General features: G+C 55.2%; 21 protein-coding genes. 4 read left to right on the plus strand and 17 right to left on the minus strand.

Going from position 1 to position 21595, the window contains the following annotated elements; genetic code table 11:
• Positions 1–22: 22 nt before the first annotated feature.
• The 9 genes from sufU to ACTHO6_RS05600 all read right to left on the minus strand — a co-directional run bounded on the left by sufU (position 23) and on the right by ACTHO6_RS05600 (position 8734).
• Positions 23–460: a Fe-S cluster assembly sulfur transfer protein SufU gene (gene sufU, locus ACTHO6_RS05560; protein ID WP_440240233.1), complete on the minus strand. Its 438-nt coding sequence runs from the start codon at positions 458–460 to the stop codon at positions 23–25.
• Positions 447–1673, minus strand: coding sequence for a cysteine desulfurase (locus ACTHO6_RS05565; RefSeq protein ID WP_440240235.1), 1227 nt, complete (start codon positions 1671–1673; stop codon positions 447–449). Before ACTHO6_RS05565 ends, sufU begins: the two co-directional genes overlap by 14 nt.
• Positions 1673–2971, minus strand: coding sequence for a Fe-S cluster assembly protein SufD (gene sufD, locus ACTHO6_RS05570; protein ID WP_440240237.1), 1299 nt, complete (start codon positions 2969–2971; stop codon positions 1673–1675). Before sufD ends, ACTHO6_RS05565 begins: the two co-directional genes overlap by 1 nt.
• Before the next feature lie 21 nt (positions 2972–2992).
• A complete protein-coding gene (gene sufC, locus ACTHO6_RS05575; protein WP_440240239.1) occupies positions 2993–3781 on the minus strand; it encodes a Fe-S cluster assembly ATPase SufC in 789 nt (262 codons plus the stop codon).
• Between the two features lie 446 nt (positions 3782–4227).
• Positions 4228–5808, minus strand: coding sequence for a phosphoenolpyruvate carboxykinase (ATP) (pckA, locus tag ACTHO6_RS05580; RefSeq protein WP_440240241.1), 1581 nt, complete (start codon positions 5806–5808; stop codon positions 4228–4230).
• Positions 5809–6113: 305 nt separating this feature from the next.
• Positions 6114–7274, minus strand: coding sequence for a M20 peptidase aminoacylase family protein (locus ACTHO6_RS05585; protein ID WP_440240243.1), 1161 nt, complete (start codon positions 7272–7274; stop codon positions 6114–6116).
• A 76-nt stretch (positions 7275–7350) separates the two neighbouring features.
• Positions 7351–7692 (minus strand): SCP2 sterol-binding domain-containing protein, encoded by a 342-nt coding sequence (locus ACTHO6_RS05590; protein ID WP_440240245.1) that lies wholly within the window; start codon positions 7690–7692, stop codon positions 7351–7353.
• A gap of 186 nt (positions 7693–7878) precedes the next feature.
• The gene (locus ACTHO6_RS05595; protein WP_440240247.1) at positions 7879–8271 is read right to left on the minus strand and encodes a VOC family protein; all 393 of its coding nucleotides are present in this window, start codon (positions 8269–8271) and stop codon (positions 7879–7881) included.
• 28 nt (positions 8272–8299) lie between these two features.
• Positions 8300–8734: a hypothetical protein gene (locus ACTHO6_RS05600; RefSeq protein WP_440240249.1), complete on the minus strand. Its 435-nt coding sequence runs from the start codon at positions 8732–8734 to the stop codon at positions 8300–8302.
• A gap of 301 nt (positions 8735–9035) precedes the next feature.
• On the opposite strand from ACTHO6_RS05600, the gene ACTHO6_RS05605 reads away from it, so the two are divergent.
• Positions 9036–11090 carry a methyl-accepting chemotaxis protein gene (locus ACTHO6_RS05605; RefSeq protein WP_440240251.1) on the plus strand — a complete coding sequence of 685 codons (2055 nt, stop codon included), beginning with the start codon at positions 9036–9038 and terminating at the stop codon, positions 11088–11090.
• Positions 11091–11303: 213 nt separating this feature from the next.
• Here ACTHO6_RS05605 and gcvH read toward each other — a convergent pair whose 3' ends face one another.
• From gcvH to ACTHO6_RS05625, 4 genes are all read right to left on the minus strand, one after another.
• On the minus strand, positions 11304–11684 hold the full coding sequence (gene gcvH, locus ACTHO6_RS05610; protein ID WP_440240253.1) for a glycine cleavage system protein GcvH: 381 nt from the start codon (positions 11682–11684) through the stop codon (positions 11304–11306).
• Between the two features lie 389 nt (positions 11685–12073).
• On the minus strand, positions 12074–13261 hold the full coding sequence (locus ACTHO6_RS05615; protein WP_440240255.1) for an aminotransferase class I/II-fold pyridoxal phosphate-dependent enzyme: 1188 nt from the start codon (positions 13259–13261) through the stop codon (positions 12074–12076).
• Positions 13262–13264: 3 nt separating this feature from the next.
• Positions 13265–13627: an arsenate reductase family protein gene (locus ACTHO6_RS05620; protein WP_440240257.1), complete on the minus strand. Its 363-nt coding sequence runs from the start codon at positions 13625–13627 to the stop codon at positions 13265–13267.
• A 90-nt stretch (positions 13628–13717) separates the two neighbouring features.
• On the minus strand, positions 13718–14530 hold the full coding sequence (locus tag ACTHO6_RS05625) for a DUF2797 domain-containing protein (protein WP_440240259.1): 813 nt from the start codon (positions 14528–14530) through the stop codon (positions 13718–13720).
• A gap of 142 nt (positions 14531–14672) precedes the next feature.
• Between ACTHO6_RS05625 and ACTHO6_RS05630 the strand changes: the two genes are divergently transcribed.
• Positions 14673–15374 (plus strand): polysaccharide deacetylase family protein, encoded by a 702-nt coding sequence (locus ACTHO6_RS05630; RefSeq protein WP_440240261.1) that lies wholly within the window; start codon positions 14673–14675, stop codon positions 15372–15374.
• Positions 15375–15430: 56 nt separating this feature from the next.
• Here ACTHO6_RS05630 and ACTHO6_RS05635 read toward each other — a convergent pair whose 3' ends face one another.
• Entirely contained in the window at positions 15431–16159 is a 729-nt protein-coding gene (locus ACTHO6_RS05635) for an amino acid ABC transporter ATP-binding protein (protein ID WP_440240263.1), read from the minus strand.
• Between the two features lie 179 nt (positions 16160–16338).
• Here ACTHO6_RS05635 and sppA point away from each other — a divergent pair, with 179 nt between their 5' ends.
• Both sppA and ACTHO6_RS05645 read left to right on the plus strand, forming a co-directional pair.
• Positions 16339–17310 carry a signal peptide peptidase SppA gene (sppA, locus tag ACTHO6_RS05640; protein WP_440240265.1) on the plus strand — a complete coding sequence of 324 codons (972 nt, stop codon included), beginning with the start codon at positions 16339–16341 and terminating at the stop codon, positions 17308–17310.
• A 16-nt stretch (positions 17311–17326) separates the two neighbouring features.
• The gene (locus ACTHO6_RS05645) at positions 17327–17800 is read left to right on the plus strand and encodes an RDD family protein (RefSeq protein WP_440240267.1); all 474 of its coding nucleotides are present in this window, start codon (positions 17327–17329) and stop codon (positions 17798–17800) included.
• Between the two features lie 156 nt (positions 17801–17956).
• Here the strand turns inward: ACTHO6_RS05645 and ACTHO6_RS05650 are convergent, their stop codons facing one another.
• The 3 genes from ACTHO6_RS05650 to ACTHO6_RS05660 form a co-directional block, all read right to left on the minus strand.
• On the minus strand, positions 17957–18097 hold the full coding sequence (locus ACTHO6_RS05650) for a hypothetical protein (RefSeq protein WP_440240269.1): 141 nt from the start codon (positions 18095–18097) through the stop codon (positions 17957–17959).
• Positions 18098–18272: 175 nt separating this feature from the next.
• Positions 18273–19463 (minus strand): MFS transporter, encoded by a 1191-nt coding sequence (locus ACTHO6_RS05655; RefSeq protein ID WP_440240271.1) that lies wholly within the window; start codon positions 19461–19463, stop codon positions 18273–18275.
• Between the two features lie 33 nt (positions 19464–19496).
• Complete coding sequence (locus ACTHO6_RS05660) at positions 19497–21587, minus strand: ABC transporter ATP-binding protein (protein WP_440240273.1); 2091 nt, start codon at positions 21585–21587, stop codon at positions 19497–19499.
• Between the last annotated feature and the right edge of the window lie 8 nt (positions 21588–21595).

Below are 21595 nucleotides of genomic sequence, written 5' to 3' on the forward strand. Positions count from 1 at the left end.
CGTTCATGTCCATACCTGGCTGTTATTTCTGCTCCGCCTGCTTGATGCCTTGCTCCAGCGCCTTCCAGGCCAGCGTCGCGCACTTGATGCGCGCCGGGAACTTGGCTACGCCAGACAAAGCTTCGATGTCACCCAGATCCATGGAATCGTCGATCGCTTTGCCCTGCATCATATCGGAAAACTTGTGCGCCAGCTCAAGTGCTTTGTCCACTGACAAGCCCTTGACCGCATCCGTCATCATCGAAGCGGATGACATGCTGATCGAACAGCCTTCACCGAGAAACTTCGCGTCCACCACCTTGCCCTCCTCCACTTTCAAGGAGAGCGAGATGCTGTCGCCACAAGTCGGGTTATTCAGATTCACAATGAGTCCGTCGGATTCTTCCAGCTTGCCGCGATTGCGCGGCTTCTGGTAGTGATCCATAATGACGCGGCGGTATAAATCATCAAGAGAAGACATTGCCGAAATACTCCTTCGTCTTCTTCAATCCCGCTATCAGCACATCTACTTCTTCTTCTGTGTTGTACAGGTAGAAGCTTGCCCGAGCGGTAGCCGTCACGTTCAGCCAGCGCATCAGCGGCTGCGCGCAGTGATGACCCGCCCGAATGGCGATTCCGTAGCTGTCCAGCACAGTCGCCAGATCATGCGGATGTACCGTATCCAGATTGAATGTAATTAAACTGCTGCGGTCCTGTTGCGGGCCGTAAATCGTCAGACCGTCGATCTCGCGCATTTGCTCCAAGGCGTATTTCACCAGCTGCTTTTCATGGCGCTCGATGTTTTCCAGACCGATTTCCTCCAAAAAGTCAATCGCTGCCCCGAGTCCGATCGCGCCTGCGATGATCGGCGTGCCGCCTTCGAATTTCCACGGCAGCTCCTTCCACGTCGAATCGTACTTATCCACGTAGTCGATCATCTCGCCGCCAAATTCCATCGGCTCGACCTGCTCCAGCACCTCGCGCTTGCCGTACAGGACGCCGATGCCTGTCGGTCCGGCCATTTTGTGGGCAGAAAACGCGTAAAAATCGCAATCCAAATCCTGGACGTCGATTTTTTTGTGCGGAGCGCCCTGGGCCCCGTCCACAAACAGGAGAGCGCCGTGCTGATGCGCGATCTGGGCAATTTCCTTGATCGGAGTAGTATCCCCAAGTACGTTGGAAATATGGTGAATCGCCACGATCTTGGTATTGTCCGTCACGGTTTCTTTCACCGCATCCAGCGTGATGGTACCGTCCTCTGCCAGCGGAATGAACTTGAAGGTCGCTCCGGTTGCCTTGGCCGCCTGCTGCCACGGAATGAAATTGGCATGGTGCTCTACCAGCGTGGTGACAATCTCATCGCCAGGCTTCAGGACCAATCGAGCGTAGCCGTAGGCAATCGTGTTGATTGCGGAAGTCGTGCCGCGCGTGAACACGATTTCCGCTGCTTCACGGGCGTTGATGAAGGCGCGGACCTTCTCGCGCGCGCCCTCGTAGCCGTCAGTCGCTCGGTTGCCCAAGGTGTGCACGCCGCGGTGCACGTTGGAGTTGAACTCCCTGTAGTATTTATCCATCGCCTCCATGACCGGAATCGGCTTTTGAGAGGTTGCTCCATTGTCCAGATAAACGAGCGGGTGGCCGTTTACCTCCTGGTGAAGGATGGGAAAATATTTCCGAAGCTCCTTGGCGTTCATTAGCCTAACTTCCTTTCAAGCGCCTGACGGAGTTTGTTTCTCACTTCTTCCACCGGAATTTCGGATACAACCGGATCGAGGAAGCCGAGAATAATCAGACGTTCTGCGTCCTGACGGGAGATTCCACGCGACATCAGGTAGTAGATGGACTCTTCGCTGAAGCGTCCGACCGAAGCAGCATGCCCCGCTTTAACGTCATCCTCGTCGATCAAGAGGATCGGGTTGGCGTCGCCGCGAGCTTTCTCACTCAGCATCAGGATGTTTTCCGCCTGCACACCGTTTGCTTTTTCAGCGCCTTTTTCGATTTTGGTGATCCCGTTCAAAATGCTGACGGCTTCCCCTGTCATAACGGCCTTGCTCACCATATCCGACTCGGAGTGAGTGCCGATATGCTGAACCTGGGAAGTCAGGTTTTGACGCTGGGAACCTGTCCCTATTGAAATGGACTTGGTCGAAGCGTTCGAGCCTGTTCCCTTGAGAATGGTGGTGTTGTTGGCAACGGTGTTGCCGTCGTTCATTTCGCCCAAAATCCATTCCATTTTGCCATCGCGGTCAACCGTCGCACGGCGGAAGCTGTAGTCGTGAACATCTGCGGACAAGGAGCGCACAGAAGCAACCTGCACCGATGCGCCTGCTCCTACGAATACTTCCACAATGCTGTTGGCTACCATGTTTTTGCCTTCGCCAGATACGTATGTATCCACGTAGGTCACTTTGCTGTTCGCTTCTGCCACGATCAGCACATGCGGGCAAAGGAGAGCATGGTCGCCAGCGACTTCATATACGACTTGAAGCGGTACTTCCACTTCGACGTTTTTCGGAATGTAGAGGAAAACGCCGCCGTTCACCACTGCGGCATGCAGCGCACTCAGCTTGTGCTCGTCTGGCGCCACTACTTGATACATGTACTTTTGGACAAGCTCGCCGTGGTTTTGCAGCGCGTCAGCCAGCGGAGTAAAAATGACGCCTTGTGCCTTCAACTCATCGGTCACGGCATGAAAAACGGCGGAAGCATTCTTTTGCACCACCAGGTTTTTCACGCTGTCCACGTCGATTTGCCCTTTTACCAGTTCGCTCAGCTCATGGGCAGACGCGATCTTGGCTGCGGGTTGAAACGGGTCGAACCCGGTTGTATTCCATTTATCAATCTTCGTTTTCTCCAAAGCGGGAAGCGGAAGCTCTCCCGCCGCCTTCAGTCCAGCGAGGCGCTTTTCCAGGAACCAGGCAGGCTCCTGATTAGCTTTGGAGTACTCGGTGATCGCTTCGGAACCGAAGCGGAGCTGTACATCCACACTCATTTCACTGCTGCCTCCTTCTTCCTACACGTTGGCGTTAATGGTCTCGTCCTCGATGCCGAGCTCTTCCTTGATCCAGTCGTAGCCTTCTGCCTCCAGGCGTTCAGCCAGTTCAGGACCACCGGACTTCACAATACGACCCTGCATCATGACGTGTACGAAGTCAGGCTTCACATAGTTCAGCAAACGCTGGTAGTGCGTGATAATCAGGAAGCCGCGTTCAGCGGAACGCATTTCGTTCACACCGTTGGCTACGATTTTCAGCGCGTCGATATCGAGACCGGAGTCGATCTCATCCAGGATACAGATGCTTGGCTCCAGGAGCATCATCTGCAAAATCTCGTTGCGCTTTTTCTCCCCGCCGGAGAAGCCTTCGTTCAGATAACGGTGCGCAAAAGAATCGTCCATTTCCAGCGTCTTCATCTTTTTGTCCATCTCGCGGATGAATTTCATCAGGGAGATTTCGTTGCCTTCGCCACGGCGCGCGTTGATCGCGGAACGCAGGAAGTCGGAGTTGGTTACGCCGCTAATTTCAGATGGGTACTGCATCGCCAGGAACAGACCTGCGCGTGCGCGCTCGTCTACTTCCATTTCCAACAGATCGTCGCCGTTGATCAGCACTTCGCCATCGGTTACCTCGTATTTCGGGTGACCCATCAGCGTAGACGCCAATGTCGATTTACCGGTACCATTCGGTCCCATGATCGCGTGCACTTCGCCGCCCTTGATTTCCAGATTCAGACCTTTGAGGATCTCTTTGTCCTCGATCTTGGCGCGAAGGTTTTTTATTTGCAAATGCGGTACTGCTGTCATCTGAGTTCCCTCCATACACAAAAGTGAGTTGGTAATTCTCAATCCATTCTCAATAACTATCTTATAATAAGAATAATTATAAATCAAGGAATGAAACATATCTGTATTTTTTATATCATTATATTTAGAAAGTCCGTTTTTGCTTCCAAAAACCTTTCCCAATCCATCGGCTACGTAAGCATTTTATCCCGTGCAACATTTCCCAATACATGCCTGGGCATTTTCCAGCAACGTTTCGCCCGTTTTCGCATTCCCGTCGCCGAAAAAACACACGTGCCGCCGCTCTCCTACACAGCCTACCTATGGAAGCTTACCTGACCGTTTTCCGCGAGTCAAATGGAAAAGCTGTGGCAACCGCTTCCTGCCCGGTTTCTCCCTTCCGGATAAAACAAAACGGCCAGACGCTATGGTCCAGCCGTTTTCTTCTGCCTATCGTTAGCCGCTGCTTACGCTTTTGGACCTGCTTTGGCAATGTCGGTTGCGTCCGGGAACTTCTTCTGGAAGTTCTCGATGAAGCGCGTAGCCAGCTCGGCAGCTTGCTTGTCGTACTCTTCCTTGTTTGCCCATGTGTTGCGCGGCTGAAGCACTTCTGCCGGTACGTTCGGGCAAGTGGTCGGCACTTGTACGCCAAATGTTGCGTCTTCTACGTACGCTACTTTTTCCAGATCGCCGTTCAGCGCCGCGGTTACCATCGCACGGGTGTAGGAGAGCTTCATGCGCTGTCCAACACCCACAGGACCACCCGTCCAGCCTGTGTTCACGAGGTATACCTGAACATCGCGCTCATCAATCTTTTTGCCCAGCATTTCCGCATACACGACCGGATGCAACGGCAGGAATGGAGAGCCGAAGCATGTGGAAAACTCGGTTTGCGGGGTGGTCACGCCGCGCTCAGTCCCCGCCATTTTGCTGGTGTAGCCGGACAGGAAGTGGTACATGGCTTGTTCCTTGTTCAGCTTGGAGATAGGCGGCAGCACGCCGAACGAATCGGCTGTCAGGAAAATGATGACGTTCGGCTGTCCGCCCACGCCCGGAATCACCGCGCCGGAGATGGCATCTACCGGATAAGCAGCACGGGTATTTTCCGTGTACTTCGTGCTGTCGTAGTCGGCGACACGGGTATCCGGATCGACATCTACGTTTTCCAGTACGGTACCGAACTGAATCGCGTTCCAAATTTGCGGCTCGCCCTCTTGGGACAGCTTGACGCATTTTGCGTAGCATCCGCCCTCGATGTTGAATACGCCATGGTCAGACCACCCGTGCTCGTCGTCCCCGATCAAAAAACGGTTCGGATCAGCGGACAGCGTGGTTTTGCCTGTACCGGACAAACCAAAGAACAGCGCGACATCCCCGTCTTTGCCCACGTTGGCCGAGCAGTGCATCGGCAGAACGTTGCGCTCAGGCAGCAGCATGTTCATGACGCTGAAAATCGACTTTTTCATCTCGCCCGCATACTCGGTGCCACCGATCAAGACGGTCTTTTGTTCGAAGCTCAGAACGATGAAGGTCTCGGAGTTGGTTCCGTGAACAGCCGGGTTTGCCTTGAAGCCAGGTGCGTACAGCACGGTAAACTCAGCCTCGTGTGCCGCCAGTTCTTCCGCAGAAGGACGAATAAACAGCTGACGGGCAAACAGGCTGTGCCATGCGTATTCGGTTACGACTCGGATCGGCAGACGATAGGTTGTGTCCGCGCCAGCAAAACCATCAAACACAAACAGCTCGCTTTTGCCTTGCAGATAGTGCAGCACATCCTGCTGGAGTGCCTGGAACTTCTCCGGAGACATCGGCTGGTTAACCGGACCCCAGTTGATCTTATCGTGTACAGAAGCTTCGTCCACCACAAATTTGTCCTTTGGCGAACGGCCCGTGAACTTGCCTGTCAGCGCATTGAGCGCCCCCTTATCGGTCAAAATCCCTTCGCCACGCTTGACTGCCATTTCAACGAGTCCCGCTACAGACAGGTTGCGGTATACCTGTGCAGCTCCCAGAATGTCAGCAAGCTTGTGAACCGTATTGGTTTCCATGTGTGAACGATCTCCTTCCCAAAATGTATATCCAATGATCGTGACTTTTCTCATTGTCGTTCGATTTGTAATTAGTATATCACATTTGATGAAATAAGCCACATAATTTTAGAATCTCTTGTGGAGAATATGTGAATGGCCTCCCGACTAGCTTTCCCCATCCTACAGTATTTCAGTTCTTCCGCCTCATGTCCACCCTTTCGTAAATGAGTGCGTATTTCGAAAATTGGGTCGCTTGGAACCAACGCCTGTGCTTTGCTTGCAGAAAAACCCGCTGCCTGAGCGGGTCTTTTTAGCGCATTGGCTTACCGGGCGGCTTTTTCGGCGGATTGGGCAAAGGTACGCATAACGACGCGACCGAGAATCTCGACGCCGCTTTGGAGCGCCGATCGCTCGAACTTCATCTGCGGATGGTGCAGTCCCGGCTGCAAATCGCAGCCCAGAGCGAGCATGGTCGCTTTGATATGCGGTCGCTCCACCGTGTAAAAGTGAAAGTCTTCCGCTCCCGGACTGACAGGGGCTGCCCTCAGCTTGTCCCTCCCAAGCACGTCGACAATCGCCTGCTCCATCAGTCCCTTCGCTTCCTCATCCACTTCGGCCGCCACCATTCGCGATCCGGGCGTAAGCGCAATGGTCGCCTGGTAGGATAGCGCGATCCCTTCGATCACCCGGCGGACGCGGCCGATCAGCTCATCCATCGCCTGATTCGTTTGCGCCCGCAAATCCAGGGCGAATCTCGCCTTGTCGGGAATGATGTTGTAGCTGTCCCCTCCGGCTTGCAACATCGTCATTTTTACCGTAGCCGGCACCATCGGATCGACATGAATCTGTCCCATCCCGGAAATGATCGCACCTGCTACTTCAATCGCATTGATCCCGAGGTGCGGTCTTGCTCCGTGTGCCGATACGCCTGTAATTTCGCCGTACAAAAACATCGCGGCGCCGTTGTAAATGGCGGGCCCCGCCGTTCCGTTCGCCATTTCCTGAATCGGGCGCAGATGGACGCCGTACAAATAGTCGATATCGTCCACGACGCCTTTTTCCACCAGCTTCAGGGCACCCGTTCCTTTTTCTTCGGCAGGCTGGAACAACACTTTCAGTGTTCCCGGCGGCTCGTATCCGGAACCGATCAATGCCTCTACGGTTTCGACGATCATGGTCATATGGGCATCATGCCCGCAGGAGTGATTGGCGCGCCACTCTCCGTCCACCTCCTGCCACAGCGCGTCGATATCGGTGCGCAGCCCCACGACTGGCTTCCCTTCTCCCCACTCTGCCACAAGCCCCGTACAATCGGAAAAAGTCGTGACCTTTAGTCCCAGCGCACGCATTCTCTTCGCCAGGTATCTCGTCGTCTCGACTTCCTGCCAGCTCGTCTCCGGATTCGCATGCAAGTGACGGAATGTTTCGTCAATCGCCTGCATACGGGCAGCAACGATCTCTTTCCATGCCACGCTATCAAACATATACGCGCCTCCCATCGTTTCTTCCCCATTGTAGCACACAAGAGCGCCTGTTTCCGAAAGGCGGGAGCCACGGCTTCTATTTGCACGTCAAGCGCAAAATCGCATCCAGCTTCAACTGGTCGCGCAGGGTCCCTGCTATGTTCACCTGCTGCTTGGCCAGCGCATAGACCAGCTCATCCCCGCCAAACAGCATCTCCATCTGTCGCTCGCCTCCCCTGACAATCAGATCCGCGGACTGCTCCTCCTCCCAGACGCCTGCCGAGATGCTGCCTTTGGAAATCGTGATTTGCCACCGGGACTGCGTATCGTCGACGACAATCCCGATCCTTTTTTCCCAACCCGCCGTCACGTAGCGCAAGTGCGTTTTCTTCTGCAAGCGTTCGCCGATCTCATCCAGCAATCTGCCAATCCCGATCATAAACCCGTCCCCCTCTCTCTTTCCCCTTTGGGTTCGCGGCTTGCGCAGTCGAATCCTTTGGCGAGGGATGAGAACCGCTGTCGGGACTTGTCAGGGCAGGCGACTTTTTCTCGACAGACTTTTTACGCGAGGAGTCAAAAGAAAAGAGCACCCGCGTCGTCCGCAGATGCTCTTTGGATGGATCCGTTATTCATCGAATTCGTCTTTATCCAGTCTGACCTCCAGATGGTGGCCATCCGGTGTCTCAAAATACAGATTGTAGCTCGTAGGCTGCGTGATCGGACCGCGATAACAAATGTTTTCCGCCTCCAGCTTGTCGACCAAATAGTCCAGTTCAGCGCGGCTTGTCACCGAGAAGGCGACGTGATCGACTTGCCCGACGCCGCCTTTGCCTTCCTCCCCGCCATGCGGATGGAGACCGATCCGTGTGTATGTGCCGATTTGAAAGTAGACAGGCGCTCCTTCCACCATATTCTCTTCCGGGATGGGGACTTCCAAAATGTCCTTAAAAAACCGAGCTACCTTCACGACATCGCTGCAATTCAATGCGATGTGGTGAACGCCTTTCAAATGAAACATTCACACTGCCTCCCACGTCAACTAAAGGTCATGCGCTTTTTTGCGACACCTGCTTGCGTTTATGGTACTGCTTGAGTCGCTCGCTTAACCGTTTTAAACGAATCATGAGTGCTTCACGCCACTCTTCATCCTGCAACTCCTTGGCGATGCCGAGCAAATCCAAGGAGATATCAATTTGCTGCTTCAAAACATCGGCGAAGCTGGCTGCCTCATCCGTCATGGTACAATTCTCAAACAACTCGGATGTATTGTCAACATTCACAAAATCAGCGAAATCGACTTCGGGCGCCTGATCCCCCTGCGCATATTCTACTAGAATTTCATACTCCCCCTCAATAGCGGGATGAACCTCAATTCGGTCACAAACAGGACAAAACATGATAGGGACATTGTGTACGAGCGTTTTATAATGACGGACTGAGCCTATAGAGCCTACCATTCCTGCACCGCAACAATAACTCATATCGTCTCCCTCCTTCTTCGCCAAACGGCGAGTGTAGACGCGTCTGGTCGAAACTCTCTGTCTGTAACCGCATTGTAACCCGTAATCCCTCTGCTGCTCTACCGCAAAAAGATACCAATCGATTTATGGTAAAACAAATGGTCATACTATTGTACGCGATTTGCTTGCGTTTGACCACTATTTTCTGATTAGTCGGAAATTTTTGTGGCACATGCCTGCTCCCCCACAAGGATGCAAGAAAGTTTGGATCATGCCGATATAGGGAATAGACAGCTAGTCATAAGAAAAGGAGAGCGGTTGTATGTTTCGTTTTCAAAGCCTTCGCGCCCGGACACTTGCGATTACCCTTCCTGTGCTTGTCCTTACTTTGGTGCTTCTGATGAGCATGGCCTACCTGTTTTCCCACACGCAATTGAACAAGGAACTGACCGACAAAATGACCTACCAGTTGGATGTACTCGGCAGCAAGGTGGAGAGTGAACTGGAAGCCCACAGCAAAGTCACCCTGAGCATGGCCCGGGTAATCGAAATGAGCCCCCTTACTTATTCGCTGGAGCAGTTGGATTCCCTGCTAGCCAAAACCGTTCTCATCAACGAAACGTCCGTCGGCATGGGCATTTTCATGGAGCCGTACGCTTTTGATCCGAACAAACCGTTCGTTTCTACCTACGGCGCGAAAAAAGACGGCAAGGTGAACATCACGTATGAATACAGTACGCCAGCCTACAATTACCCTGCGCAAGAATGGTACAAGATCGGCCTGTCGACAAAAAAACCGACGGACTTTACGCCTCCTTACTATGACGAGATTGCCAAAGTTTCCATGACGACAGTCGTCGCTCCGTTTTACTCCCCTGACAACAAACTGCTGGGGGTAGCGACAGACGACATTTCGCTCACAGACATTCAAGAGATGGTCTCGGGGACAAAAGTTGGCGAGACGGGCTGGGCCTTCTTGCTGGATCAAAACGGCAAGTACCTGTCCCATCCGCAATCGGACAAGCTGATGGTGCAATCGGTGCAAACCGACAGCAACGCGTCTCTCGCAGAAATCGGCCCCGCTCTTCTGGCCGAAAGCGCGGGCATGAAAACGTTTTCTGATGACCAAGGGATCAATCGCGTCTATTTCAAAAAAATCCCCGCCACCCATTGGACGATTGCGCTCGTCATGCCGGAAAATGAATTCGCCAAGCCGCTGAACGCCTTGTTTTATCAGCTTCTTGCTGTCAGCCTGTTCGGGCTATTGATTCTGGTTGCCGTTATTTATTTCTACAGCAACTATTTGACCGGACAAATCAACAAGGCCAATCAGCTCTCGCAAGCCCTCTCCTCCGGCGATTTCACCGCTTCCATGGAAGTCAGGACGGCCGATGAGATGGGGGTCATGGCGAGTCGCTTCAATGCGATGACCGCCACCCTGCGCGAAACGCTCAGCCAGGTCAGCTACAGCGCGCAGCAAGTCGCCGCCACCTCCGAACAGCTGATGGCCAGCGCCGAGCAAACGAGCAAAGCAACGGAGCAGATTGCCCAGTCTGTGCAGGAGATCGCCTACGGAACCGAGCAGCAAGTGGACGCGACCAACCAGGGCAGCGATGTCATCCACGAAATCGCCCGGCATATTTCCATCGTGGAAACAGGAATCGAGGAAGTCGGCTCCTCTACCCGCGATACCAATCGCCAGGCTGCGGAAGGCAACGAAATGGCCGCGAAGACTGTGGAACACATGACGGTGATTCACGGACAAATGGAACAAACCGCAGCGGTGGTCAACGCACTGGGGCAGCGCTCCCAGGAGATCGGCCAAATGATCGCGCTGATTACCTCCATCGCCAGCCAGACCAATCTGCTCGCCCTCAACGCCGCGATCGAGGCGGCCAGAGCCGGCGAGCAAGGACGAGGCTTTGCCGTTGTCGCCGACGAGGTGCGCAAGCTGGCGGAACAGTCCAGCTCGGCCGCTGAGCAAGTAAGCAGCCTCGTCACCGACATTCAGCGCGATACCGAATCGGCCATCGCTGCCATGAGCCACGGCTCTGTCATCCTCGGAGAAGGCATGACGCTGGTCCGTGCGACCGGGACCGCGTTCGAACAAATTTCTGGCTCCACCGCTCACTTGCTGACGCGCACAGACGAAGTGTCAGCGGAAATGAACAAAATCAGCCGGGAGATGCAATCCATTGTCGCGGCAATCGACCATATCTCCCAAATCGCCGTGCAGTCCGCAGCCCACTCGCAAACCGTCGCTGCGGCGGCCGAGGAGCAAAACGCGTCGATGGAAGAAATCTCCGCGGCAGCGACGATGCTCGCGAAGATGGCAGAAGAGCTGAACGATACCGTGCGAACGTTCAAGCTGAGCTAGTGGTTTGCAGTCGGGCGGCATCCATGAAAAAGGCTTCGCCAAGCTTTCGTGGCTCGGCGAAGCCTTTTTCTTTTGGTTCTGTTTGCGAACGGAATGACCGATCAGACGGATTGGACCCATAGAGGGAGAAAGGGGTCTTCCCCATGTGACCCGGGGGAGATCCCCAAAGCTAAAAAACCGGAGCAACCTGCCCCGGCTTTTTGTGTCGGCAACCTATTCTTTTACCATGGCCTCGTACTTGTCGGCATCCAGCAGCTTATCCAGCTCCGCTGCGTCGGACAGCTCGACAGCGATCATCCAGGCCTGCTCATACGGCGAAGAGTTCACCAGCTCCGGCGCCTCTTCCAGTTCGCCGTTTACTTCCACTACTTTTCCGGATACAGGAGCGTACAACTCGGAGACGGTTTTTACGGATTCTACACTGCCAAATGGCTCATCCTGTTGAATGGTCGTGCCTACTTCTGGCAACTCGACAAACACGATGTCACCCAGCTCTGATTGAGCAAAAGCGGTGATTCCAATGTAGGCTTTGTTCCCTTCCACTCGCACCCACTCATGCTCTTCACTGTAACGTAGATTTTTCGGGAATTCCATCGTTTCCATATCCTCCTATCGGGTACAATCCATTACACATACATAATTAGACGAACATTCCTGGATTCCTCTTCGATCCTCAAAATTCTGAACAAACGTTTTGGGCCAATATCTGTATCTTTTTCCAAACACGACAGATGAATACCTGTGACTTTCGTTTCACGAAGGGGTGTTTTTGCGTTTATTCTTTGTGAGGAAGTCCACTGCAAAAATCAAAAGCACGATCATGCCGGAATGAAGGAGAGGCTTCGTAAAATCAGCTCCATCATAAAGAAAGCACGCGAAAATAAAATTCCCTAGAAACGTAATGAGATATCCAAGCATGGTAACATCCCGCCTTCAAACGAAGTCAATGGCAGCCAAAAGTTGATGCAGACATTGCCGGACAGCTATACACCTGCTTGTTTCGTCAGAAGACCTGACGCCGCAATCGAGCGAGCGGCCTGGCGCAGCACCTCCGGACTCTGCACGAGCGCGATCCGGACATACCCTTCTCCTTCGTCGCCAAAGACGCTACCGGGAATGACGACTACGCCTGCTTCCTCCAAGAGCGCAAGGGCAAATGCGCGGGAGGTCCAGCCTGTTGGCACGGGCGCCCAGACGAACATCGTCGCTTTTGGCGGTTCCATCACCCAGCCCGCCTCGGCCAGCGCTTCTAGCAAGACGTCCCGGCGCTCCTGGTATACGGAGGCGACGCTGTTGCTCCCGCCTGCTTCGCGATCCATGCGCAACGCCTCGACTGCCATCTCTTGGACAGGCAAAAAGACGCCGTAGTCGATATGGGACTTGACGACGGCAAGCGGCTTGATGATCTCGCTGTTACCGACGACATAGGCCATGCGGCAGCCTGCCATGTTGAAGCTTTTGGAAAAGGAGTTGAATTCGATCCCCACGTCTTTGGCTCCCGCCGCTTGCAGAAAGCTGGGCGGACGGTAACCGTCAAAGGCCATCTCGGAGTAGGCGAGGTCATGCACGACGATAATGCCGTGACGCTTGGCGAAAGCAACGACCTCCTCGAAAAAGTCGACGGTCGCGACAGCCGATACAGGATTATTCGGATAGTTCAGAATCATGAACTTCGACCGGGCCGCAATCTCCTCCGGGATATCTGCGAGCTTCGGCAAATAGCCGTTTTCCGCGCGCAGCGGCATCCGGTACGGAATCGCCCCCGCCAGATGCACGCTTCCCTCGTAAATCGGGTAGCCGGGGTCAGGCACGAGCACCATGTCCCCCGGATCGGTCCAGGCCCAAGCAAAGTGCGCGAGTCCATCCTGCGAGCCCATCAAGGAATGGACCTCGCCGTCTGGCGCAAGCTCCACGCCAAAGCGGTAGCGGTACCAGCGGGCCACTTCCTGGCGAAAGGCGGCGGTGCCCTCGCTCAAGGCATAGCCAAAAGCGCCCGGCTGTTGGACAGCATCGAGCAGGGTCGCAAGCAGCCGGCCTTCAGGCGGTTGATCCGGGCTGCCGATACTCAAGTCGTACACGGGTCGTTTTTGGGCGACTTCTTTCTTTCGCGCAGCCATTTCGGAAAAAATCGCGGCAGACAGATTTTGCAGTCTCCTGGACGGTTGGCGCATCCGCTACTTGCCTCCCCATGCTTTTTCCAGCTCGGCTTCCTTGAAGCCCAGCGTGACCGTATCATCGCTCGCCAACAGAGGCCGCTTGATGAGCTTTCCGTTGGAAGCGAGCAAGTCGAGCATTTCCTCTTCTGTCATGGTCGGCAGCTTGTCCTTTAGTCCAAGCTCGCGGTATTGCACGCCGCTGACATTGAAAAACTTGCGCAGGTCAAGCCCGCTCGTTTGCCAGATCCGGCGAAGCTCTTCCTTCGAAGGCGGCGCATCGACAATCGGCACTTCCTCGAAGCTCACCTTGTGGTCTGTCAGCCATTTTTTCGCTTTGCGGCATGTATCGCATTTGCTGTACAAATACGCTTTCATCGTCATGATCGATTCCCTCGCTTTTCATTATGTAGTCTGCTACCGCTTCCGCCACGATCCCCGCCAGCGGCTGGATGGCGGGAATTTTGCCTGCCCTTATGCAGAGTGGCTCGCCCTGATCTCCACCTGGTAACCGGCATGCTTTCTCACCTGGAAAACGCCGTTTTCGAAAATCAGGTACTGCGCCTTGACGCCGATCAGCCGACCGCCAAGCTGCTCTTCCTTGTCCAGCGTTTTCGAGTTGATCTTGTCCAGCGACTCCAAAATGGGATAGGTAATCTCCACCCATTCGTCTTCCCTGTATTGAAAAGGTTTGAACGGTTCGGGAAAATGGCTGTACACCTCGTCGCGCATGGCAATCAGGTCGATTTCCTTGACGTCGCCCTTGAGCATTTTGCGCCAGTTGGTCTTGTCCGGCAAAAACTGGCTGAGGTGATACTCCAGCTCCCCGGCCATTCGGCGCGTCGGCACTTCCGCAATCGGAATCGCACGAATCGCTCCCTGATCGACCCAGCGTTTGAGCTGGTTGTGCTTGCGCGTCAGGCCGACCTTGATATCGCTGGAAACCGCCAGATAGACGTAATGCGGAATCATGCAGTACTGCTCGCCGAAGCTCGCGTCCCGGCACGTCCCTTGGTCAAAATGACATTCGTGCGGCTTGACGATGCACAAGTCATTTTCCGGCAGTTTGGTAAAACAGGGGTAGCAGTACCCGCTGTTGAACGTTTTGTTCGTTTTGCGCCCGCAGGCAATACAGTTTTTTTGTCCCAGATAGGAAATGGTCAGTTCGCTGCCCAGCCATTCGTTCAAAGGCAGACGGTCTTCGCCGATGTTCAAATAGTAGTCGACGGGCTTTTCTCTCCCGTGATAATCGTGGGTCAGACCATGCAAAATACCGCGGAGTTCCACTTCATTCTCTCCTCTCCCCTGTACAGTTCTTTCATTTTACCATATCGCCTGTCCGCACCGGGGCGCTGTTTTCTTTTGGCAGCATGTTTTCCCAAGTAGAGGACCAACCTAAACTATCTCAAGAAAAAGGAGGCCATCCGTCATGAGCCGCGTCATGCTGTATGCTTGTCTATTTGCCTGCCTGCTCGGCTACGGGATCTCTCCTGTTATGGCCCGGGACTTGCTTCCCTCCTACGAACCGATTCACCGGATCGATACGAACAAAAAGGTCGTCGCCCTGACCTTTGACGATGGTCCGGATGCCACCTACACCCCGAAGATTTTGGAGGTGCTGCACAAAAACCGGGTGCCCGCCACCTTTTTCGTGCTCGGCTCCCAGGTGGACAAGCATCCCAAGGTGCTGCAATGGATTTACAAGGCCGGACACGAGATCGGCAATCACGGCTACCACCATTTTGACTTGAACAAGCTGACCGAGCACGAGGTGTACGAGGACATCAAGCAGGCAGAGCGCTCCATCCTGCGAACGACGGGGATTCTCGCCCAATACTACCGTCCTGCCGGAGGCGTCATGACCCACGACGTCATGAATGCCGTTCAGGCAAGCGGGTACGACGTCATTCACTGGTCGGTCGATCCCAGGGACTGGTCGCTGGCGAGAACGGCGTCTGTCATCGCCAAAAGCGTAAAAAGCAACGTGTCGTCCGGCGACATTATTTTGTTTCACGATGGCGGCCTGAACCAGAAGCAAACCGTCGCCGCCTTGCAGGAGCTAATCAGTGACCTGCGCTCGCAAGGCTACCGCTTTGTCACCGTATCCCAGCTGCTCGATGAAGCCAAGTAAAAGGCACCAGGGCCACGCTCTTTCGCGAAGCAGCTGGTGCCTTGCCTTTTCGCCTTTTAGGCCAGAACTTTTCCCAGGAAAGAACGCAGCCGCTCGTGGCTGGTATTGTCAAACAGCTCCTCGGGGGTTCCCTCCGCCATAATCACGCCCTGGTCCATAAAGATGATGCGGTCGCCGACTTCCCGAGCAAATCCCATCTCGTGCGTCACGACCACCATCGTCATCCCTTCCTTGGCCAGGTTCTTGATTACGGCCAATACCTCTCCCACCAGCTCCGGATCGAGGGCGGAGGTCGGCTCGTCGAACAGCATCACCTTGGGATTCATGGCAAGCGCACGGGCAATCGCCACCCGCTGCATCTGGCCGCCGGACAATCGCTCCGGATAGACGTCCGCCTTGTCCTCCAGCCCGACCTTTCTCAACAGCGCCAGTCCCTGCTTGCGCGCTTCCTCGTGCGCAAGCTTCTTGACTTTGATCGGCGCCAGCATGACGTTTTCCAGAACGGTTTTATGAGGAAACAGGTTGAAGCGCTGAAACACCATCCCGACTTCTTCCCTGACCTTGTTGATATCTGTCTTGGGGTCTGACAAATCATGTCCGTTGATGACGATCCTCCCTCCGGTCATTTGCTCCAGTTGGTTCAGACAGCGCAAAAAGGTGCTTTTGCCCGAGCCCGACGGCCCGATGACACACACGACTTCCTTTTCCGCCACCTGGGTCGTAATTCCTTTCAATACCTGAAGCTCTCCGTAGCTTTTCGTCAAATCGGTCACTTGAATAATCATGGTCATCCCCCTAGTTACGGTAAATGCTTTCGCTGTCAGTCACATGCCTCTATTGTACCGCAATCGTCCGAAAATTGCATGAATAGTCTGGAATCCGTTTTCTGCCATCCCGATTTTGCCATGCCTGTCCCAGCGTAACTCTTCCCCTGGCGGCTCATGCTAAGAGGGAGGTGGTTTTCATGCAACGCAAAAGATGGGTGGCTCTTCTGATCGTGCTCGTTGTCTTTTTTGCGGGACTTGCCGTAGAAGGACTGACGGGAAGCTACAGCGAGCTGACCGACCATCCCGGATTTTCCTGGGAGGAAAGCGTCGTGTACGGCTCTGGCAGCAGCAAAATCGTGCAATTGTTCGTCAACGGCGTCATTTCCGGGGAGCCAAGCGCTTCCGGAATGCCCTCGATGGCGGAATTGCTCGCCGAACAGCTGCGGCGGGTCGAGGAGGACGACACAGTCAAGGCAGTCGTCCTGCGCATCGATAGCCCCGGCGGCGAGGTTGTCGCGACAGATGAGCTGCATACCCGGCTGATGCGGCTCAAGCAGCTGCGCGATATTCCGATCGTCGTCAGTATGGGCTCGACCGCCGCGTCGGGAGGGTACTATCTGGCCACGGCGGGCGATTCGATTTTTGCCAACCCCCATACGTTGACCGGAAGTCTCGGCGTCATTTTTCAGTTGTTTACTTACAACGAGGCGGCAGCCAAGCTGGGCGTCAAACAGTACGCGATCAAAAGCGGACGCTACAAGGATATCGGCAGTCCGGCGCGTCCGTTGACAGACCCTGAACGGCAAATCTTTCAGTCGCTGGTCAACGAGAGCTATCAAAAATTCGTCGACGTGATCGTCAATGGCCGCCATCTCTCCCGCCAGCGGGTCCTGGAAATCGCCGACGGCCGCATCTACTCCGGGGAGCAAGCCAAACGGCTCGGATTGATTGATGCATTCGGCGATCTGGAGGATGCGACCCGGCACGCCCTCTCCCTCTCCGGCGAACGGGAGGCCCTGGTCGTGCGCTACAATGACCCGTTGTCCATCAGCAAGCTGTTGTTCAGCCTGAAGCAGCACTGGTCCAATCCGGACCCGCTCGGGCTTGCGCACCTCGTGCAGCGTCAAAGCACGCCGCGGCTCCTGTACCAATTCATTTCGTCGTTTTGAAAAAGGAGGGCTACGAATGAGCGAGCTTGTGACAAGGCAAGAGCCGGACAACGGGCAGGAGCCGCCTCGCGAACACCGCTTTGCGGGCTTTTGGATACGCGTGGCGGCCTCCCTGCTCGACTCCCTGTTTTTGATCGGCGTCAGTCTGCTCGTATTCAATCCGCTGCGGCGGGCAATGGGCGTATCCGGCGACGTTTTTTCGTTGATTGACCTCTTGGAAGCGCTGTTTGGACTGCTCTACATGATCCTTCTGACCTGGTGGACGGGGCAGACCTTGGGCAAGCTGGTTACGGGAATCAGGGTCATCTCTGCCAAAGCATCGCGAGGGGGATTGTCTGGCGGCCAGGTCATCCTGCGCGAGCTGATCGGCAAGTTCCTCTCCGCGCTTGTGATGGGCCTGGGCTATTTGTGGGTGGCGTGGAATCCGCAAAAGCAAGGCTGGCATGACAAGATCGCGAAAACGTACGTCGTCTACGATCGCAAAAGGTAGCGGGGCGGCGGTGCCGTCATCCAAGCCGGCCGTCCGTTCTGCTCGCAGCATTTGGTCGCGAAAAAGCCTACAGAAAAAGACACGCCGGCATGATTGCCGTGGCGTGTCTTTTCGTGCCCAAAAGGCGGCTCGTTCTCTCCGCTGCCGGAGTGAAGCTTACTGCTGCGCAGCTGTATTCGTAACAGGAGCGGGCGGCGGCGCCTGGTCTTCTTCGGAAAAAAACGGGATGACGACCAGACTGAGGACGAAAAACAAAATCCAGACGATTCCCCGCTTGAATATGCACGGAGTCAGCATCGGGTCAACCCCTTCCCAAAACCATTCTTCTATAGTAATACGCTTCCCTCCCCTGCGCCCGTTTATGCTTTTTCCCCAGAAAACGCGGTTTCGCCAAAAAGGTTGACGGAAGTCTTTGCCGCACAAAAACGCCATCCTCCCAAGACAGAGGATGGCTGTTTTGTCGGGGCCGCTGTCAGCCTTGCTTTTGCAAAGGAAGCGAGTAGCGTTCGGCCTGTGCCTGTGACTCGCTGTTTTTGGCAAACAGACAGGCAGCGGCAAAAACGACCAGAAGCGCTCCCATCAGCCAAAACATCGTCCACGGCTCCCACAGCTCCATCAGCGCGCCATTGACGTTCGGGGCGAGAATGCTCGCGACCCCGAAGTTGATTCCCGCCAGAATGCCCGCGGTCGGCACCATGGCAGCAGGCAAAATATCGGCGGAATAGGCCAGGCCGAGCGAATAAAACGACCCGACAGCCGCCCCGGCGAGCGCGAGCAGCAGCATCATCAGCCAGACGTTCTCCCCGGCCAGCGGGAACAGGAAAAAGGCAATGCCCCCGACGATGGCACAAACAAGCATCACTTGCCTGCGCCCGATCCGGTCGCTCAACGTTCCCAGCGGCATTTGCAAAAAAATGCTGCCCACGACAAACGACGGAAGGATCAAGGACACCCACTCCAGCGACACCCCCGTCCGCAGCGCATACACCGGGAAGCTGCCGTTCAGCGACGTCTCCATGAACCCGTATAAAAAGGAAGGGATGAGAGACAGCCAGCCAATGCGCAGCACGGCGGCGTATTTGTTCTGCTTCGTCTCCGCTTGCCTGATCTTTTCAGGATAGTCGTTTCGGATTCGCGACAACAGCACGAAGGCAACGGCGTACAAACAAAGCAGGACGCCAAAAGGCACCCACAGCCCGAGCGGCAAAAGATTCAAGCCGAGCGGCCCGATACTGAAGCCCACGCCATACGACAGACCGTACAGGGACAGATCGCGTCCCCGCGTTTGTGGCGCGGCAATTTTCGTCACCCACATCTGGCTCGCGTAGTGCAGGCTGGAATCGCCAATCCCCATCAGCATGCGCAGCACAAACCAGACAGCCAGGTGGCTGAACAGCGGAATGAGTGCAGTCGCAATCGTAAGCAGCAGCATCCCCCACAAAATGGTGGAACGGTAGCCGATCCGCCTGAGCGGTATTTCCAGCAAAGGCGAGACCAGCACCATTCCTACATACAGAGCGGCCGCATTCAGCCCGTTCATCACCGATGACACGCCCTGCTTTTCCAACAGCACAGCCAAGAGCGGAATGCTCAAGCCTTGGCTCAAGCCCGATATGGCTACCACCAGGATCAACACCCAGAAGGTGTATCTCGACGAAGACATGGTGTTGAAGCTCCTTTCTCTCCTACGTCCTCTTTATCCGTTCCCTGCTACAGAAAGACTTCCTTGTTGCAGCTGGTACATTTTTTGATACAGTCCGCCCTGCGCCATCAGTTCGTGATGCGTTCCCCGCTCTGCGATTTCCCCGCGGGACAAGACAAGAATCTGGTCGGCGTGCTGGATGGTCGACAAGCGGTGGGCAATGATAAACGTCGTCCGTCCGCGCGCCAGGACGTGCAGCGCTTCCTGGATCGCCAGCTCGGTTTCGCTGTCGATGCTTGCCGTCGCCTCATCGAGAATCAGGATCGCCGGATCGGCAACGAGCGCACGGGCAAACGAAATCAGCTGGCGCTGGCCTGCCGACAAGGTCATGCCGCGCTCGACAACCGGCTCGTCGTACCCTTGCGGCAGGCGCCTGATAAATTCGTCGGCTCGTACGGCTTTGGCGGCCTGCACGACTTGTTCAGCGGAAATCGCGTCGTTGTACATGCGAATGTTGAAGCCGATGCTGCCCGTAAACAAAAACGGGTCCTGAAGCACCAGCCCGATATGACTGCGCAGCGACTGCGTGTCAATCTCCCGCATGTCCTTGCCGTCGATCAGGATGCGCCCTTTTGTCACCGGATAAAAACCGAGCAGGAGGTTCATCAGCGAGCTTTTCCCCGATCCGGTATGGCCGACAAGCGCGATCGTCTGGCCCGGCTGCGCGGTGAACGAGACGTTTTTCAGCACGTACTCCTCCTCGTTGTAGGCAAACGACACCTGGTCGAACACCACTTCCCCGCGCGGTCGCTCCATCTGTATCCCTGCTTTTGGCGATTCGGTCGCCGTGTCCAAAATAGCAAAGACGCGCGTCGCCGAGATCGTCGCCTGCTGCATTTGCGACAGGCGGTTCATCATCATATTGATCGGTTCAAAAAAGCGGCCCATGTAATCGACGAAGGCAAACAGCGCCCCGAACGAAATCGCACTGTGAAACGACGCGGAGCCGTAGTACCAGACAATCAGCGTCAGGGAAATTTTCCAGACCAGATCGACAGCGGGCCGTAGCAAGAGCGACTCCAGGTTGATTTCCTTCAGCTTCGCCTGGAAGTAGCCGTCGTTCACCTGCGCAAACTCTTTTTGCACGCCTTCTTCGCGGCGAAACGCCTGGACAATCACCATGTTCTGGATCATTTCGTTAATCATCGCGTTCATGTCGCCGAGCTTCGCCCGAATGACCGCATAGTAGCGGGAGCTGTACGTTTGGTACACGTAGACCAACAGCGCGAGCAGCGGCACAGTGAGACAGCAGAACAGCGCCAACTCCGGCTGGAGTACGAACAGCGCGACCAGAATGCCGAGCAAATACACACCGTTTTGCACAAAGGTGGCCAGCACGCTCACGTACAGCTCGCGAATGGCCTCGGTGTCGTTGCTGACGCGGGAGACGAGCGAACCGACCGGGGTCTTGTCAAAAAAGGAGATCGGGAGCTTCTGCAAATGCCCGAACAGCTTCATCCGCATCTGCTGAATGATGCGCTGGGCAATCGTTTGCAGCCACAAAATCTGCATGTAGTTGAAGCCCGCCGACAGCAAGATCAGCGCTCCGTATCCGACCGCCAGCCAGATGATCGGCTGGATGTCGTTTTGGTACATCGCCAACACCTCTTCGCCCGTCAACCGGATTCCTGTGGGGGCCGGACTCGTTTCCGCCGCATCGACAGTCGTCACCGCAAAGCGCTCACGGTCATTTTCCGGCTCGATGGGCGTGAACTGCTTCTCGCCCGTTTGCTCGACTTTTCCCTCGATCAAGTAATACGTCGTGCCTTCCGCAACTACGGTCGCTTCGCTCGCCTGGATGCTGCCGGGTGTCAAGCCCGCTTCGGCCAGCGCATCCTCACGCATGTAATGCTTGCCGTTTATGGCAACCACCAGCTCTTCGTCGGGCACCTGCGGCTTTTGGTCAAACTGATACCAGGGCTTCTGGATGGCGAGAATGTGATTGTCGATCATCACCTTCGCCAGAAACGGTCCCGCCAGCTCCGCACTCGTCCCGAGCAGAAGCAGGAGCAGCGCTCCCCCGATTTGCTTCTGAAACGGCCGGGCAAATCCTGTCAGCCGCTTCCAGACATGTTCTGTTCCCACGAAATGCG

This window comes from Brevibacillus sp. SAFN-007a (assembly GCF_051967035.1).
Classification (GTDB): Bacteria; Bacillota; Bacilli; order Brevibacillales; family Brevibacillaceae; genus Brevibacillus.

What these genes read in the sequence shown, in the direction of transcription:
- sufU (WP_440240233.1), bottom strand. Translation starts at nt 460, where the DNA reads ATGTCTTCTCTTGATGATTTATACCGCCGCGTCATTATGGATCACTAC.
- ACTHO6_RS05565 (WP_440240235.1), bottom strand. Translation starts at nt 1,673, where the DNA reads ATGAACGCCAAGGAGCTTCGGAAATATTTTCCCATCCTTCACCAGGAG.
- sufD (WP_440240237.1), bottom strand. Translation starts at nt 2,971, where the DNA reads ATGAGTGTGGATGTACAGCTCCGCTTCGGTTCCGAAGCGATCACCGAG.
- sufC (WP_440240239.1), bottom strand. Translation starts at nt 3,781, where the DNA reads ATGACAGCAGTACCGCATTTGCAAATAAAAAACCTTCGCGCCAAGATC.
- pckA (WP_440240241.1), bottom strand. Translation starts at nt 5,808, where the DNA reads ATGGAAACCAATACGGTTCACAAGCTTGCTGACATTCTGGGAGCTGCA.
- ACTHO6_RS05585 (WP_440240243.1), bottom strand. Translation starts at nt 7,274, where the DNA reads ATGTTTGATAGCGTGGCATGGAAAGAGATCGTTGCTGCCCGTATGCAG.
- ACTHO6_RS05590 (WP_440240245.1), bottom strand. Translation starts at nt 7,692, where the DNA reads ATGATCGGGATTGGCAGATTGCTGGATGAGATCGGCGAACGCTTGCAG.
- ACTHO6_RS05595 (WP_440240247.1), bottom strand. Translation starts at nt 8,271, where the DNA reads ATGTTTCATTTGAAAGGCGTTCACCACATCGCATTGAATTGCAGCGAT.
- ACTHO6_RS05600 (WP_440240249.1), bottom strand. Translation starts at nt 8,734, where the DNA reads ATGAGTTATTGTTGCGGTGCAGGAATGGTAGGCTCTATAGGCTCAGTC.
- ACTHO6_RS05605 (WP_440240251.1), top strand. Translation starts at nt 9,036, where the DNA reads ATGTTTCGTTTTCAAAGCCTTCGCGCCCGGACACTTGCGATTACCCTT.
- gcvH (WP_440240253.1), bottom strand. Translation starts at nt 11,684, where the DNA reads ATGGAATTCCCGAAAAATCTACGTTACAGTGAAGAGCATGAGTGGGTG.
- ACTHO6_RS05615 (WP_440240255.1), bottom strand. Translation starts at nt 13,261, where the DNA reads ATGCGCCAACCGTCCAGGAGACTGCAAAATCTGTCTGCCGCGATTTTT.
- ACTHO6_RS05620 (WP_440240257.1), bottom strand. Translation starts at nt 13,627, where the DNA reads ATGACGATGAAAGCGTATTTGTACAGCAAATGCGATACATGCCGCAAA.
- ACTHO6_RS05630 (WP_440240261.1), top strand. Translation starts at nt 14,673, where the DNA reads ATGAGCCGCGTCATGCTGTATGCTTGTCTATTTGCCTGCCTGCTCGGC.
- ACTHO6_RS05635 (WP_440240263.1), bottom strand. Translation starts at nt 16,159, where the DNA reads ATGATTATTCAAGTGACCGATTTGACGAAAAGCTACGGAGAGCTTCAG.
- sppA (WP_440240265.1), top strand. Translation starts at nt 16,339, where the DNA reads ATGCAACGCAAAAGATGGGTGGCTCTTCTGATCGTGCTCGTTGTCTTT.
- ACTHO6_RS05645 (WP_440240267.1), top strand. Translation starts at nt 17,327, where the DNA reads ATGAGCGAGCTTGTGACAAGGCAAGAGCCGGACAACGGGCAGGAGCCG.
- ACTHO6_RS05650 (WP_440240269.1), bottom strand. Translation starts at nt 18,097, where the DNA reads ATGCTGACTCCGTGCATATTCAAGCGGGGAATCGTCTGGATTTTGTTT.
- ACTHO6_RS05655 (WP_440240271.1), bottom strand. Translation starts at nt 19,463, where the DNA reads ATGTCTTCGTCGAGATACACCTTCTGGGTGTTGATCCTGGTGGTAGCC.